This is a genomic window from Clostridium senegalense (assembly GCF_018916625.1).
Classification (GTDB): Bacteria; Bacillota; Clostridia; order Clostridiales; family Clostridiaceae; genus Clostridium_J; species Clostridium_J senegalense.
This window is the reverse complement of sequence record NZ_JAHLNC010000004.1, coordinates 108,001-122,760: the sequence shown is the minus strand read 5'-3', so window position 1 is coordinate 122,760 and position 14,760 is coordinate 108,001. Positions and strand designations below refer to the sequence as shown.

The window sequence follows — 14,760 nt, the reverse complement described above, 5'->3', positions numbered from 1 at the left end:
TTGAAATAATGCTTTCAAAAGCTAAATTTTATTGTAATTAATAATGTAAAGCATTGAGTTTTATATGTAATTATTAATAAGATAAGCATACCAATTAAACATAACATTATAGATTAGATTGTGTTTGAATAAAAAATTTTTGGTAGCGATTTATTAAAAATAAGGGGGCAATATTTTGTATTTAGCAAAAAACAAATGGGGATATATTTTATTAGATTTTATTAAAATTACAGAAACAGAGATGTTAGAAAATAAGTTATATAAGCCTATTACGGGGGCTTTAATATTAGTTGAATGTAATAGTAAATATCTTATTGGATTTAATAGGTGGAGAAATCAATGGGAGATGCCTGCTGGTGGTATAGAGTATGGAGAAACCCCAAGAGAATGTGTGGAAAGAGAATTATTTGAAGAAACAAATCAAAAGGTAACAAACATAGAATTTAAAGGGATTTTTAAAATATATGATGAAAATAAAAACATAATAAAATATCAAGCAATGTATTATGCTTGTACTGATGAACTTAAAGAGTTTGCTAAAAATGATGAAATTTATAAGATTATGTTATGGGATTTACAAAGTTCTATTGGAGAATTTGATGAAGTAGATAGAAAAATGATTGATTTATGTTTAAAATAAAGTTTTATAATAGTAAAGATGACAGTTATTAAGAATTTAAGTATATAATTTTAATCATATGCTTAATAAATTTAAGGATGTACAATTTTAAGATTGTGAAAGTAAAACGTAATATACTTAGTTGAATGGATGGTGTTTCAATGAAAAGCTTTGGGAAAAGAAAACATAATCTTGAATATAGGAAGCGAAAAGGTGCCTACGGAATTATTCAAAATTCAGATGGAAAGTTTTTAGTAGTAAAGGACAAAGACAATAATCTTTATTTGGTGGGAGGGAAAATTGAACTAGGTGAAGATCCAATACAAACAATTTGCAGAGAAGCACTAGAAGAAACAGGATACCAAGTTAAGGTAAATGATTTTATAGGTATTGCTGAAAAGTATTGGGTTTCAGCAAAATATCCGAAATGGTCTCAGCATAATATAGGGGTGTTTTATAAATGTGACCTATTAAAAAAAGTAACTTTACCGGTAGAGAAAGAACCAATACTATGGGTTTCATTGTCTGATTTAGAAAAGTATCTTTTTCATGAACATCATCTCTACATGGTTAAAAAATCATTAGTACTAGACGAGAGCGAAGGAACTGATATTTAAACAATTGCTTATAACTCAATTTATGTACTTATAAGAACAATAGATACTACTTGTATCATTAAAAAATATAGATTATAAATTGTATAATTAGTGGAGCAACAATTAAGTTTTATATTCCGATTTGTTAAACATAGATGACAGTTATTAAGAATTTAGTTTTTAATAGCTGTCATTTTAAGTTTATATTAAATTTTATTAGCAACTATATTACATAAGAGGTTAATTTTTAAATAATAAAATCAGTAATAATAACCATTGTTAATAATTCAAAAAATATTTTAAGTTAAAGTTCACCGTTCAAACCTTATAAAAACTTTATATTTATTTTTTATAATAAAGTAAATTGTTAAAATGAGGGGTGAAAAGATTGAAAAAAACAATTGTAATGGAAAACGTGAGCAAGACAATTAAGAGAAAAAAATTATTAAGTAATGTTAGTTTTGAAGTTGCTGGGGGTGAAATAACTGGGTTTATTGGTCCAAATGGTGCAGGGAAAACAACAACTATAAAAATATTAACAGGATTAATTAGACCAAGTAGTGGTACGGCATATGTGAATGGAAAAGACATTTCAAAATCATTAGAAGGATTAAAAGATATGGGAGCGATGGTTGAATATCCAATTTTTTATCCTTATTTAACAGGAGAAGAGAATTTAAGAGTATTAGGTATGATAGATAACTTAGAGAAAAGAAAAAGGGAAGAACGAATAAAAGAAGTAATTGAATTAGTAAATTTAAAAGGGCGTGAAAAAGATAAAATTAAAGAGTATTCATTAGGAATGAAACAAAGGTTAGGTATAGCGCAGGCATTACTAAAAAATCCAGAAATATTAATACTTGATGAGCCTACAAATGGGTTAGATCCAATAGGGATGAAAGAATTAAGAGATATAATAGTTAAAATAAATAAGGAATATAAAAAGACAATATTTATTTCTAGTCATTTGTTAGATGAATTACAACAAATTTGTGATAACTTCATAATTATTAATAATGGAGAGATTTTATTTGAGGGAACAAAACAATCATTGTTAAAAAAAGGAGAGAAATTAGAAGATGCATTTTTAAATATATTAAGGGGTGAAAAACTTGATAAAATTATTTAATGCAGAAATATATAAATTTTTAAAGAGAAGAGATAATTGGTTGTTATTTGCTAGTATACCTATTTTAGTATTTTTATCAGTTCATATGTTTAAAAAAAGTAATTTATCATTAGAAAGAAGTAATACAGGCTTTGTGAATAGTTTGAATTTCCCATATCAAATAATTCAGGAACAATTAATATTGGCTGTAAATATACTAATTCTTTATTATGTAACAAATTTTATAATTCAAGAATTAAAAAATGGTGAAGCAAGATTTGTGTTTACTAGGGGTGTTAGTAAATTTCAGTTTATACAGAGTAAAATTATAATAATTTCTTTAGCTCTTTTATTATTTTATATATTAATTTTTATTTTTTCTTTATTATTTGGAAAGTTATTTTTACCATATGGAAATTGTATATATAAATTTTTTACAGAAGAAAAATTAGTTGGATTAGATGCATATAAATATGCAATTAAATATTATGTGATTGCATATTTATCAAGTTTAGCAATGTTGATGTTTTTAACATTGTTAGGGGTATTTTGTAAAAATTCTAATATTGCTTTTGCAGTAGGGTTGGCAGTAGTGATAATAAGTTTAATATATCCTGAAATAATAGCAATGATAAGTGCAAGTAAAGTTGTATTTTATATACAACTTACATCTATAGTATTTATACAATTTAAAGGAATAGCACTTTTTTTATCTCAACCAGGATTTAATATTATAATTTGGATTTGTTTAATTTATATAGGTTTATCATTATTTTTACTAATGTTATTTTGTAAAAATAGAGATTATACTTACTAGGAGGAATGATATGTTTAATTGTATAAAAAGTGAATTCTATAAATTAAGTAAAAAGAAAGGAACTTATATTTTAATAAGTATAGAAGCAATATTAGTTTTTGTTATTGCATTTTTACTAAAGGATATAATTTCAGTTATATATAATCATAGTAGTAGTGATTCAATAAGGATGATAACAAATAGACTAAATTTACCTACTGCAGTATTATCAGAGATAGGGGTTATGATAACTATTATTTTAATACCAGTTTTAATTTCAAATAACATTTCTAAAGAAAAAAGTGACGGTCAATTAAGAATAATACAGTCTAGGGGAATAAATAAAAGTAGTGTAATAATATCTAAATATATTTTTAATGTCATCTTAATAGGAATAAATATTATATATGTATTTATATGCACCATAATAGCTTCTTTAGTTTTTTATAATAAAGTAGAATATAGCTCTTTTGTTTTAATAGATGAAAAGCTAACATTATGGCAAAGTATTTTTTATAATATAAAGTTTTTTTTTTGAGTTTTTTTTAATATGTATAATCCTTATTAGTTTAGCAACAATCATAAATGTTGTTATTGATAGTAGTATATTTGCTATTGTTAGTAATATTGGATGTTTATTGATAGGTAGTTATTTATACAAGCCTATAGCTAAAATAACACTTAAAGCTAGTGATTTTATCATTGAAATCATATCAAAAAATAATGTAGCTATATGTTCTTTGCTATTAATACTAACATCTATAGCGATATTAATATTATCAAATTTAATTTATAAGAAAAAAGATTATAAATATTAATATGTACAAGTTATATATTTATAAACTATTAACTAAGAAGGTATTTTATTTTTTTATTATAGAATTATGTTTATTATTAGTAGTATTTTTATGATAATTGGTCATTAAAGTAATTGAAATATAGAAATAATTTTATGAGTTTATGTTAAAGTATACTTAATGTATATTAAGTAATTTACTATGTTTATAGATGGTCTAAAAATTTAAAATATATTTTTATTATAATAATTAAGAGGGTTGAAATGAATAGAGTTTTAATAGTAGATGATGATTTTGAGATGTTAGATATGATTAGTGAATATTTATCTATAAAAGGTTTAGAGGTAAAAAAAGCCCATTGTTATGATGAGGCTATTAAATATATAGGTGATGTAGATATTATTTTGTTAGATGTCATGATGCCTAATATAAATGGATTTACAATATGTGAAAACATAAGAGATAAGGTGGATTGCCCAATTATATTCATTAGTGCTCGTAATTTTGAAGAAGATATAATTAAAGGTCTAGGAGTTGGCGGAGATGATTATATTGAAAAGCCGTTTAGAATAGGAGAATTATATGCGAGAATATTATCTCATCTAAGAAGAGAGCGAAGAATAGTAAATAAAGAAAAAAATATTTTAGAAAGTGGTAACATTATTCTTGATATGAGGGCGAAAGAAGTAAGGTGTTTAGGTGAGATCTTAATGTTGTCTAGAAAAGAGTTTGATATTATAGAATTATTAATAATTAATAAGGGATGTGTTTTTTCAAAAGAGCAAATATTTCAAAAAGTGTGGGAATATGATTCAGAAAGTAATTTAAGTACAGTGGTAGAACATATAAAAAATATTAGAGGTAAATTAAAGGAAGTAGACAGTAAAACAAGTTATATAAAAACTGTGTGGAGTGTTGGATATAAGTGGGATGTGGAAAATGTTTAAAAATTTAAAACTTAAAAAACTTCTTAGTAGGATGGTTATATACATTATTTTTTTTACAGTTATAACTACAATAATTGTAGAAGGGATATTATTTATCTTACTAAATAATTCTTTTGCAAAAAAAACAAGTTATTATTCTAATTTACTTCCTCAAGTAGAGCAGTATATTCAAGATAAAAAAGTGGATATTTTAGATGAAAAAGAAATAAATTTTAAAGAAATAGATAGCAATTTTAAAGGTGAATATGTTGGACTAAATGGAAAACATATTTCGGGAGAATATTTATTAGATGAAGATAAAAGAAAAAATATAATAAATAATTTAAACCGTAATATATGTGATCATAGTGATGGGTATAAATTTATAGGTATAATAGATAGTAATTTAAATTTAAAAGGTGCTTATGTTATTAAATATCCTTTTAATATATTTAAAAATAATTCTGATAATAAGTTATTTTTACCTCTTAATATAGCAATATTAATTTCTCCATTTTGTATATTAATATTTTATTTGATAGTATTTACTAGGCTAGCATATATATCTATAAATAGTGATATAAAAAATTTAAAAATAGCAATAAAAAGAATAGAAGATAAAGATTTAGAATTTGAAATTATTAATAATCACGATACGGAAATGGGAATGTTAATGAGATCTGTAAACAACATGAAAAATACACTTAGGGAATATATTGAGAAAAATATAGAGGTTGAGGAAGAAAAAAGATTTATTATAAGGACAATTACACATGATATAAAAACACCTTTGACAATAATACTAGGTCAGACTGATATGATAAAAGAAGTTAGTAATGAATATCAGAATATAGAAAAATACATAAATTCTATCTTAAGAAATTGTAATAGAATTTATATATTGATTAAGGAATTAAGTGTCATTTACAGTATGCAAAATAACAATATAAATGTAAATTTAAGTGAAGAAAATTTAATTAAGTATATAGATGATAAGGTAGAAGAATTTGAATCTATAGCAAAATTAAATAATATAAATATTAAAAAAGAATATCATTTATCAAAAGACACATATAGTTTTGATAAATTGCTATTAAATCATATATTAGATAATTTATTTTCAAATAGTTTAAAATTTGTAAAATCAGAAGGTAGGATTGGAATTAAGATAGAGGAAAAAGAGAAAAAATTATACTTTACTTGTTATGATACTGGCCCTGGATTCAAAAATGTTAATATAAATAAAGTGTTTGAAATGTTTTATATGGGTTGTCATGAAAAAAATAGTGAAAATTTTGGGCTAGGATTATATATTTGTAAAAAGATAGTTATTAAGCTAGGTGGAGGTATAAAAGCATATAATAATGAACTTAATGGAGCAACAATTAAGTTTTATATTCCGATTTGTTAAATATAGGTGACAGTCATTAAAAAATTAATTTTTAATAGCTGTCACTTTAAATTAAATAAGCATCTATTTTAAAATATATTATGATGAAAATTGTTTTTAAATTATGAGTTTTTAGTGTTTTGAATTTTCTTATAGTTTAATAAAGTACAACTTAATAACCCTAACAATATAGCGATCCAACAGATTGCATCATAATGTCTAATGACACTTGGGTCGGTTTTGATAGAGTCTTTTATATACATTGCCCAAAAGCATAATAATAAAATTAGATAAACTAAATTAAATTTATTGAATTTAGTTTTATTTATATACAATAATTGTAATGAAAAGTATATTACAATTAATATTAAATAAATTATTAAATTATGTAAGTTTACAAATACAGGATTTATAATTGTAAGCCTCATTGCAAAGAGCATAATAAGTAGAGTGAATATAACTGAAATAATAGTAAAAAGTATATCTAAAATATTTTTCATAGAAACCTCCAAGTAATTATATAAATACAATTTAACAAATAATACAATAATAGTATCATATTGTATTATTAATGAAAAATTATATTGATAAATATTATCAGTTTAATATATGAATTAAAAGGAGTTAAATAATATGTTATAGAAATAGATATATACTATATTTAATATTTAGGGGGCTAGTTATGAAGATTTCAGTACTTGTTGCACAATTTCCTATAAGCTTTAATATAAATGAAAACTTAGAATACATAATGTCAGTATTAGAAAAATCAAAAGAGGATGATTTAGTTATATTACCAGAAGGAGCGTTATCAGGATATAGTGATGATGTTAACTTTCTTAAAAATATAAATGTAAAAGAACTTAAAAATGCAATGAAGTTATTAAAAGATGAAGTTGTTAAAAAAAGGGTACATTTAGTATTTGGTTCATGTGTTTTTGAAAATGACATATGGTGCAATGCTGCAATAGGTTACTCTTATAATAATCCAGATTTTATATATAAAAAGTTAAATTTGGCATTTCATGAAAGAGGGTATTTTAAAGAAGGAGATAAGTTGGAAGTTTATCCAATTAAAATTGGAGAAAAAATTATAGATTTAGGAATACAACTTTGCAGAGAAATTCGTTTTCCAGAACAGTGGAGATGGCTTGCAAAACATAAAGCGGACATATTTATATACTTAACCAATGCTGTACAAGGAAAAGGCATTTCAGTGTGGAGAAGTCACCTTGTTAGCAGAGCTGCAGAAAATCAAAGATTTTTAATAAGTGCTAATAATGCCCATGTAAATCAACATTGTCCGACAATGATTATTTCTCCAAGTGGTGAAATATTAAAAGAATGTGTTAATGATAAATTTTATTATTTTAGAGAAGAAATAGATCTTAATGAAACATCAGATTGGTATATAAGCCAATGTAGAGATGATATAGATAATTATTAGTTGAAAAATAAAAGTAAAAAACTGTATATTCAATTTTACTACTTTTCCCATAATGAATTAGTGTAGAGTGCAATGATATCGTTAAAATTATTGCTGTTAGTAATAAGCTCAGTACATAGCTATATAAGAAAATAGATTTTATATTTATGTGACAAATTGGGTAGATAATAAAATTTCAATAATTAATAAAAAATTAATATTATTATTTTAATTATATATTGTAGGATATCATCTATACTGTATAACAACAATTTTTTAATAATAAATAAAATTAAACACTTCACTCTCAAAGTACAAGAATATATACCTGTGTGAAAGCACAGGTTTTTTAAAAAAATAAAATAATAAATATTTAAGATAGGAATATTTTAAAATACATTATAATATATTTAAAATAGAATTTATTATAATAAATGTTGATTATATGGTGTAAAATAAAAAAGCAATAAAATCAGTATGTTATTTACATTTTTTATAAAAATTGTTATGATAGTGATGGTGAATTTAATATGTATTAAATGAATAGAATAAATAAAATAGCTAATAATTTAAGTAGAAGTAGTGGCCAGACTACTTCTACCAATAAAGATTAAGTCCTAAAGATATTGATTAATCATATTTATTATATGTTTGATTAATTTCTTTAGGGCTGTTGTGTTTTTTGTTGTTTTGATGTTTTCTTGACTATGTCCTAGAACTGTTATGGTAATTATTGCAAGTTCTATGATTTTATTAATTATATGTGTGTTGTTAGTAAATCTATACCAGAAAAACATCGATACAACACTGACCAGAAAAACACTAAGAATATACTTTAACCTAGTATATTCTAATCTTTCTTTTGTATTTCTGTATGATTTGTTATAAATCATATAAATAAATATTTTTTCTTTTGTAAGGCGTCTACATTTCTTTTTTTTGCTTGCTGATTCTCTAATTTTAAATCTTCTTAGCATTATATAACGCCCCTTTCATTGTTAAAATTATTTGATACCATTACGATACCTTGGATAAATGTTGAAGAATATGTTCAGCATTTAGTGGAAGTATCGCAATGGACTAATAATTTTATTAAAAGGTATAAAAACTTAAATATAAGAGAAATAGATATTAAAAAGAAATGTATTAGTAGATTGATTTGTGTTGAGGCGATGTTTTTAAAAAACCTCCTTACCACTAACTAAATTAGATTTTAAATTTAATTTTGGTTTTTTAAATATCATCTATATACCCCCTCATATGAGTGTAGAATTAGCTATACTATAAATAATATAGCTATACTAATAATAACATATTTTACAATAAATGTTTGTAAAAGAGCTATGGTTAATAAAGTTTTTTTATTTCTTATATGTAAATAAAATATAAAATATAACTAATCCGACTTAAAATAAGTTTGAAATATGTAGAAAAATACAATTAAAATAAAAAGAACCCTAAAATATATACCATAATTGAAAAAGGTATTTATTTTGAAGGGTTCATTTTAATTTTGCTTTATTATAGGGTTCCAAGTTTACTTTTTAAATTATCCACTCTAAAACTTGGATACCTAAAATAGTGAGACATGCTCCGAATCACTTAGAATTCAACACTGCATCTTGTATGAAAATATTTTAAAGTTATTGAATAAATTTAAATTGGAGCTTGTTTCCCTATACATTTAAAACAAGTTTGTTAATAGTGAATTTAGTTAAAAACAATGTGATAATTAAAATATATCTAAGAGTAATCAACGAATCTTCTTTAAATATCAATATGAATATAAAAGAAATAGTTATTGTTATTAATGATTCTATTAAAGCCCAAAATTTAATTTTCTTGTATAACTTAGTGGAAAGTTTTTCCTTTTCAAACAAGGTGGTTAAAACTTCTTCACTAAATACAAAATAAACAAATTTATTTTCAAATCTATTATTAAATATAGAAATAAGGCCATTTAATAAACAGAAAATAAGAGTACATAATATTATAATTAAAATATAAAAAAACATGTGTATCACCTACTTAATATATAATTTTAGATTTTTACAATTCACAATAAAATAAAAAAACTGGATGCTTTATTTTTTAGATTCAATAGCATTTACGTTTTTTCCTTCTAAAATAAAAAAGACATATGCCTTTTGTTAGACATATGTCGTCATTTATATCTTTACTTATGAATTTTTTTATATATAATTGGTTGGTCATATCCGAAGGTTCTTTTCCCGTTAACTTCCATTGATTCAGATACTTCTAATGTTCCTTCTGAAAAGCGTTCAAATAGTGTAAATTTAAGAACTGGAGAGAACATGCTTACACTTCCACCTTCCCATACATTGTCTTTCAGAGTATATATTGCTGGTGTGAATTTTTCTGATGTTTTTAAACAATTATAATCTATTGATTCTAATTGTGTATATGTAAAAGTATTTTTATCATATCCTTTTGGAAGTTCATAAGAAGTTAATTTAATTCCTTCATTTTCTTCTGTAAACAGAAATAAATGAGGAGATGAATGGGTTTTTCCATCAGAAGTATAATAGCTTTCTTCTACAAGAAAAATACCCTGAAAATCTTTAGGAAGATTTGTTATTTTATCATTGCATATGGTATTTACATGCTTGGCAAATGGAAAATTTGTAATTCCTCTACTTTGCAATTCTTTAAATTGTTCAGAGTTATCAAAACTTCCTGTTAAAATATTAATAAAATTATTTAATTTGTTCATATAATATCCTCCTATCTTAAATTTAATATATAACGATTATAAATAATTATACTCTTTTAAAAAAGTATTTACATGTAGTTTAATCATCTTAAAGTATTATTTGAAAAAAATATTATATTATACTGATGTACTATAGGAGAATGAGTTCATATTTAAGTTTATCTATTAAATTTTTATTATAACTTGATAAAAGTAAGTACAATTGCAGTTAGTTAATAGTTAAAAGGTAAGAGTTAATAGTTTAGGATGAAACTACAGCTGAAAACAGTTATTCTGCAATGATTGTTGGGGTTTGTACACATATAGATTATAGAGGTTGTGGATATGCAACGGCTTTAGTTTCTAAATTGTGTATAGATTTACTTTTAGAAGGGAAAACAGTATGTTTGTTTTATGATAATCCAATAGCAGGCAAAATTTATAAAAATATTGGATTTATAGAAATTGGTTTTTGGAGTCTATGGAAAAGCGAAAAATGTTAGTTTGTACATTTTATGAAAATACAAGTATATAGATGCAAATAAATATATATAATGAATTTAAAGATTGTAATGCTATATTGACAAAGGAAAAACAAAAGCTTATTATTTATATATAGATAATTATAAATGTAACGAGGTGAAAAACATTTGAAATGTTATGATGAAAATGCAAAAATAATAAAGGCATTATCAGAGGCTAATAGATTAAAAATAATTGATATATTATCCTGTGGAGAAATGTGTGCTTGTGATATATTGGAACATTTTGATTTTACACAGCCAACACTTTCACACCATATGAAGGTGTTAATGGATTGTGGAATTGTACAATCTAGAAAAGATGGATTATGGAGTTATTATGCTCTTAATAATTCTAACTGTAATAAGCTTATTTTATTTCTTATGAATCTTATAACAGATACTGATGAATGTATTTGTAAAGAAAAATCTAAATGCAAATGTAAGTATGACTAAAATTATAGGAGGAAAAAGTAATGAAAAAGAAAGTAGCTTTTATATGTGTTCATAATTCTTGCAGGTCACAAATGGCTGAAGCTTTAGGTAAGTTATATGGTTATGAGTTTTTTGAAAGTTATTCAGCAGGAACAGAATTAGTACAAAATATTAATCAAGATGCTGTAAGGATAATAAAAGATTTATATGATATAGATATGAATATATCTCAAAAGTCTAAGCTTTTAGCTGACTTGCCACAGGTAGACATAGTTATAAAAATGGGATGTAATGTACAATGCCCATATTTACCTGCAAAGTATGTGGAAGATTGGGGATTAGAAGATCCTACTGGAAAAAGTGATGAGGAGTTTATTAAAACTGCAAAAAATATAGAAAAGAAAGTTAAAGGCTTAGTTGAAAAAATTAAAAATCATGAAGTATAGGAGGAAAAAAGATGTCACAAGAAAAGAATAAAGGTATAGGATTTTTTGAAAGATATCTTACTATATGGGTGGCACTTTGTATTGTAGTAGGAATACTTATAGGTCAATTTATTCCTGTTATACCTGAGACATTAAATAAATTTGAATATTATAATGTATCTATACCAGTAGCTATTTTAATTTGGCTTATGATATATCCAATGATGTTGAAAATTGATTTTAATAGTATAGTTGATGTAACTAAAAAACCTAAGGGATTAGTGGTTACATGTGTTACTAACTGGCTTATAAAACCATTTACCATGTATTTTATAGCGGCTTTTTTCTTGAAAGTTGTATTTAAGGGATTTATTCCAGAAAATCTTGCTACAGAGTATTTAGCAGGGGCAGTATTGTTAGGTGCAGCACCATGTACAGCTATGGTATTTGTGTGGAGTTATCTTACTAAAGGAGATCCTGCATATACATTAGTCCAAGTAGCTGTAAATGATTTGATTATATTAATAGCATTTGCACCTATTGTAGCATTTTTATTAGGGGTGAGTGATGTTACAGTACCTTATGGAACATTAATCTTATCAACAATACTATTTGTTGTCATACCACTTGTAGCAGGATATTTGACAAGAAAATATGTTGTAAGAAATAAAGGAACAGACTATTTCAATAATATATTTTTAAAGAAATTTGATAATATAACTATTATCGGATTACTTTTAACTTTAATTATAATTTTTTCATTCCAAGGGGAAATTATATTAAATAATCCACTTCACATATTGTTAATTGCAGTACCGTTAACAATTCAAACATTTTTAATCTTTACTATTGCTTACGGTTTGGCAAAGTTATGGAAACTTCCTCATAGTGTTGCTGCTCCGGCAGGTATGATTGGTGCAAGCAATTTCTTTGAATTAGCAGTTGCAGTAGCAATATCACTATTTGGGCTTAAATCTGGAGCAGCTCTTGCTACAGTGGTAGGTGTTTTAACAGAAGTACCTATAATGTTAACACTTGTTAAAATTGCTAATAATACAAGAGGTTGGTTCTTAAATAATAAGGCATAAAACTTAGATATATAATTTCTTGATTATAAAAATTTATAATAAGAAAAATGAATTATTATATTAATTAAATCTCAATATAATAATATATAAATAACAAGATGTATTGTTTTTAATAATACTTATTAAATAAAAAAAGCTATCTTAAAATAGAGTTGAAAGTCTATTTTAAGATAGCTTTTGTTTTTGAAAATAAATTAAAAAACATGTATATACATGAATAAATATGCAGAAGTAGAATAAAAATAGAAAAAATAAGTTTAATATATGGTTTTTGTTTAAAAAAAAATCCCTTATTTTAAGGATTTTGAAGACTAAAAGAAAAATATTTTTAAAAAATATAAAAATACACTTGCATAATTATGAGAAAGGATGTATTATCTATAATAACAAAAATTTAAGGGGGAGGAGATGATACTATGAAGAAAATTCTTATGTTGATTGGAATTATATTAATAAGTTTTTTTGCTTTTGTTGGATGTGGTAATGAAAAAGTTGAAGATGAAAATATTAATTCTTTAGAAAAGGTTAAAGAAGAAGGTAAGTTATTAATTGGGCTTAATGATACATATCCGCCTATGGAATTTAGGGATGAAAATCATAACTTAGTGGGGTTTGATGTTGACTTAGGAAATGAGATAGCTAAAAAACTTGGGGTTAAAGCAGAATTTATAAATAATGACTGGAAGGGAATTATTTTATCATTTAAAGCTAAAAAATATGACATGATACTTTCAACAATGACTATAACTGATGAAAGAAAAAAAGAAATTGATTTTTCACAGCCGTACATAGTAGGTGGACAAAAGTTAATTGTAAAAAAAGATAATACAGCTATAAATGATGTAGAAGACTTAAAGGATAAGGTTGTAGGAGTGCAACTAGGAACTACTGGTGATATGGCTGCACAAAAAATTGATGGGTTAAAAGAAATTAAGAAATATGATGGGATAACAGAAGCTTTTAATGATTTATCTATTGGAAGACTAGATGCAGTTATAGCAGATGGACAAGTTGGAGGATACTATCTAACCCAAAGAGATGGGGATTTAATTCTTCTTGATGCTAAGCTTTCAGAGGAAAATGTAGGCGCTGGGTTTAGAAAAGAAGATACAGATTTAAAAGACCAAGTGCAAAAGGCGCTTGATGAATTAAAGACAGATGGTACTTTATCCAAGCTGTCAGAGAAATGGTTTGGATATGATTTTTACAAATAATTAGCTTAAAAAATACTTAAGATAAAGAGGGGGTGAAGAAGCTATGGATATTGATATACTAAAGCAGATATTTCCTATACTACTACAATCAACAGGTATGACTATATTCTTAACAATAATTTCTGTAGTTTTAGGAACTTTAATTGGGATAGCAGTGTCATTATTAAAAATGTCAAAGAATAAATTAATATATTCCTTAGCTTCATTTTATACATGGATAATTAGGGGAACACCTATGCTATTGCAACTATTCTTTTTATACTATGGGTTACCTTTTTTAGGAATAAAATTAGAACCAATGTCAGCGGCTATAATTGGTTTAAGTTTAAATTCAGGGGCTTATATGTCAGAAATAATTAGAGGTGGCATTTTAGCTGTTGATAAGGGACAGTTTGAGGCTTGTAAGGCTTTAGGATTTACTTATGGTCAAACTATGAAAAGAGTAGTACTTCCCCAAACTTTTAAAGTTATAATACCGCCAGTAGGTAATGAATTTATAACGATTTTAAAGGATACTTCATTAGTTTCTATCATAGCTATGGAAGAATTGATGAGAACTGCACAGCAGATATATTCATCTAATTTTAGACCAATAGAACCATTTTTTATTGCAGCATGTATTTATTTAGTTTTAACTACGATATTTACAGGTATGTTCTCCAAATGGGAGAAAAAACTAGCTAGATATTAATTGGGGGGAATGACT

Annotated in this window: 16 protein-coding genes and 1 pseudogene; 15 read left to right on the top strand and 2 right to left on the bottom strand. The window is 24.8% G+C overall.

The genetic code is table 11. From position 1 onward, the window contains the following. Positions 1-175 precede the first annotated feature (175 nt). The 9 genes from KQI36_RS09280 to KQI36_RS09240 all read left to right on the top strand — a co-directional run bounded on the left by KQI36_RS09280 (position 176) and on the right by KQI36_RS09240 (position 7,679). Positions 176-640 (top strand): NUDIX hydrolase, encoded by a 465-nt coding sequence (locus KQI36_RS09280; RefSeq protein ID WP_216450667.1) that lies wholly within the window; start codon positions 176-178, stop codon positions 638-640. 140 nt (positions 641-780) lie between these two features. Beyond that, entirely contained in the window at positions 781-1,236 is a 456-nt protein-coding gene (locus KQI36_RS09275) for an NUDIX domain-containing protein (RefSeq protein ID WP_216450666.1), read from the top strand. Positions 1,237-1,603: 367 nt separating this feature from the next. Further along, positions 1,604-2,344: an ABC transporter ATP-binding protein gene (locus tag KQI36_RS09270; RefSeq protein WP_216450665.1), complete on the top strand. Its 741-nt coding sequence runs from the start codon at positions 1,604-1,606 to the stop codon at positions 2,342-2,344. Then, entirely contained in the window at positions 2,328-3,140 is an 813-nt protein-coding gene (locus KQI36_RS09265; protein WP_216450664.1) for a hypothetical protein, read from the top strand. The genes KQI36_RS09270 and KQI36_RS09265 overlap by 17 nt, the downstream gene beginning before the upstream one ends. A 10-nt stretch (positions 3,141-3,150) precedes the next feature. Beyond that, the gene (locus KQI36_RS09260; RefSeq protein WP_216450663.1) at positions 3,151-3,657 is read left to right on the top strand and encodes an ABC transporter permease; all 507 of its coding nucleotides are present in this window, start codon (positions 3,151-3,153) and stop codon (positions 3,655-3,657) included. Positions 3,658-3,757: 100 nt separating this feature from the next. Further along, positions 3,758-3,937 (top strand): hypothetical protein, encoded by a 180-nt coding sequence (locus KQI36_RS09255; RefSeq protein WP_216450662.1) that lies wholly within the window; start codon positions 3,758-3,760, stop codon positions 3,935-3,937. A gap of 242 nt (positions 3,938-4,179) precedes the next feature. Further along, the gene (locus KQI36_RS09250; protein ID WP_216450661.1) at positions 4,180-4,863 is read left to right on the top strand and encodes a response regulator transcription factor; all 684 of its coding nucleotides are present in this window, start codon (positions 4,180-4,182) and stop codon (positions 4,861-4,863) included. Then, positions 4,856-6,253: a sensor histidine kinase gene (locus KQI36_RS09245; RefSeq protein ID WP_216450660.1), complete on the top strand. Its 1,398-nt coding sequence runs from the start codon at positions 4,856-4,858 to the stop codon at positions 6,251-6,253. Before KQI36_RS09250 ends, KQI36_RS09245 begins: the two co-directional genes overlap by 8 nt. 661 nt (positions 6,254-6,914) lie before the next feature. Next, entirely contained in the window at positions 6,915-7,679 is a 765-nt protein-coding gene (locus KQI36_RS09240; RefSeq protein WP_216450659.1) for a carbon-nitrogen hydrolase family protein, read from the top strand. A 596-nt stretch (positions 7,680-8,275) separates the two neighbouring features. Here KQI36_RS09240 and KQI36_RS09235 read toward each other — a convergent pair. Together KQI36_RS09235 and KQI36_RS09230 are read right to left on the bottom strand one after the other, a co-directional pair. Continuing rightward, positions 8,276-8,635, bottom strand: coding sequence for a hypothetical protein (locus KQI36_RS09235; protein WP_216450658.1), 360 nt, complete (start codon positions 8,633-8,635; stop codon positions 8,276-8,278). Between the two features lie 1,199 nt (positions 8,636-9,834). Continuing rightward, entirely contained in the window at positions 9,835-10,392 is a 558-nt protein-coding gene (locus KQI36_RS09230) for a hypothetical protein (RefSeq protein WP_216450657.1), read from the bottom strand. Between the two features lie 275 nt (positions 10,393-10,667). Between KQI36_RS09230 and KQI36_RS09225 the strand changes: the two are divergent. From KQI36_RS09225 to KQI36_RS09200, 6 genes and pseudogenes are all read left to right on the top strand, one after another. Further along, positions 10,668-10,874 (top strand): annotated as a pseudogene (locus tag KQI36_RS09225) (GNAT family N-acetyltransferase); the annotation flags it as partial. A gap of 147 nt (positions 10,875-11,021) precedes the next feature. Further along, positions 11,022-11,348 carry an ArsR/SmtB family transcription factor gene (locus tag KQI36_RS09220; RefSeq protein WP_216450655.1) on the top strand — a complete coding sequence of 109 codons (327 nt, stop codon included), beginning with the start codon at positions 11,022-11,024 and terminating at the stop codon, positions 11,346-11,348. A gap of 20 nt (positions 11,349-11,368) precedes the next feature. Beyond that, positions 11,369-11,773 (top strand): arsenate reductase/protein-tyrosine-phosphatase family protein, encoded by a 405-nt coding sequence (locus KQI36_RS09215; protein WP_216450654.1) that lies wholly within the window; start codon positions 11,369-11,371, stop codon positions 11,771-11,773. 11 nt (positions 11,774-11,784) lie between these two features. Further along, complete coding sequence (arsB, locus tag KQI36_RS09210) at positions 11,785-12,840, top strand: ACR3 family arsenite efflux transporter (RefSeq protein ID WP_216450653.1); 1,056 nt, start codon at positions 11,785-11,787, stop codon at positions 12,838-12,840. A gap of 416 nt (positions 12,841-13,256) precedes the next feature. Continuing rightward, positions 13,257-14,054: an ABC transporter substrate-binding protein gene (locus KQI36_RS09205; protein WP_216450652.1), complete on the top strand. Its 798-nt coding sequence runs from the start codon at positions 13,257-13,259 to the stop codon at positions 14,052-14,054. A 43-nt stretch (positions 14,055-14,097) separates the two neighbouring features. Next, positions 14,098-14,745 (top strand): amino acid ABC transporter permease, encoded by a 648-nt coding sequence (locus KQI36_RS09200; RefSeq protein ID WP_216450651.1) that lies wholly within the window; start codon positions 14,098-14,100, stop codon positions 14,743-14,745. Positions 14,746-14,760: the final 15 nt, after the last annotated feature.

Excerpts from the sequence above, each read along its gene's own strand:
- KQI36_RS09275 (WP_216450666.1), top strand. The coding sequence starts at position 781 with ATGAAAAGCTTTGGGAAAAGAAAACATAATCTTGAATATAGGAAGCGA.
- KQI36_RS09260 (WP_216450663.1), top strand. The coding sequence starts at position 3,151 with ATGTTTAATTGTATAAAAAGTGAATTCTATAAATTAAGTAAAAAGAAA.
- KQI36_RS09250 (WP_216450661.1), top strand. The coding sequence starts at position 4,180 with ATGAATAGAGTTTTAATAGTAGATGATGATTTTGAGATGTTAGATATG.
- KQI36_RS09245 (WP_216450660.1), top strand. The coding sequence starts at position 4,856 with ATGTTTAAAAATTTAAAACTTAAAAAACTTCTTAGTAGGATGGTTATA.
- KQI36_RS09240 (WP_216450659.1), top strand. The coding sequence starts at position 6,915 with ATGAAGATTTCAGTACTTGTTGCACAATTTCCTATAAGCTTTAATATA.
- KQI36_RS09235 (WP_216450658.1), bottom strand. The coding sequence starts at position 8,635 with ATGCTAAGAAGATTTAAAATTAGAGAATCAGCAAGCAAAAAAAAGAAA.
- KQI36_RS09230 (WP_216450657.1), bottom strand. The coding sequence starts at position 10,392 with ATGAACAAATTAAATAATTTTATTAATATTTTAACAGGAAGTTTTGAT.
- KQI36_RS09215 (WP_216450654.1), top strand. The coding sequence starts at position 11,369 with ATGAAAAAGAAAGTAGCTTTTATATGTGTTCATAATTCTTGCAGGTCA.
- arsB (WP_216450653.1), top strand. The coding sequence starts at position 11,785 with ATGTCACAAGAAAAGAATAAAGGTATAGGATTTTTTGAAAGATATCTT.
- KQI36_RS09205 (WP_216450652.1), top strand. The coding sequence starts at position 13,257 with ATGAAGAAAATTCTTATGTTGATTGGAATTATATTAATAAGTTTTTTT.
- KQI36_RS09200 (WP_216450651.1), top strand. The coding sequence starts at position 14,098 with ATGGATATTGATATACTAAAGCAGATATTTCCTATACTACTACAATCA.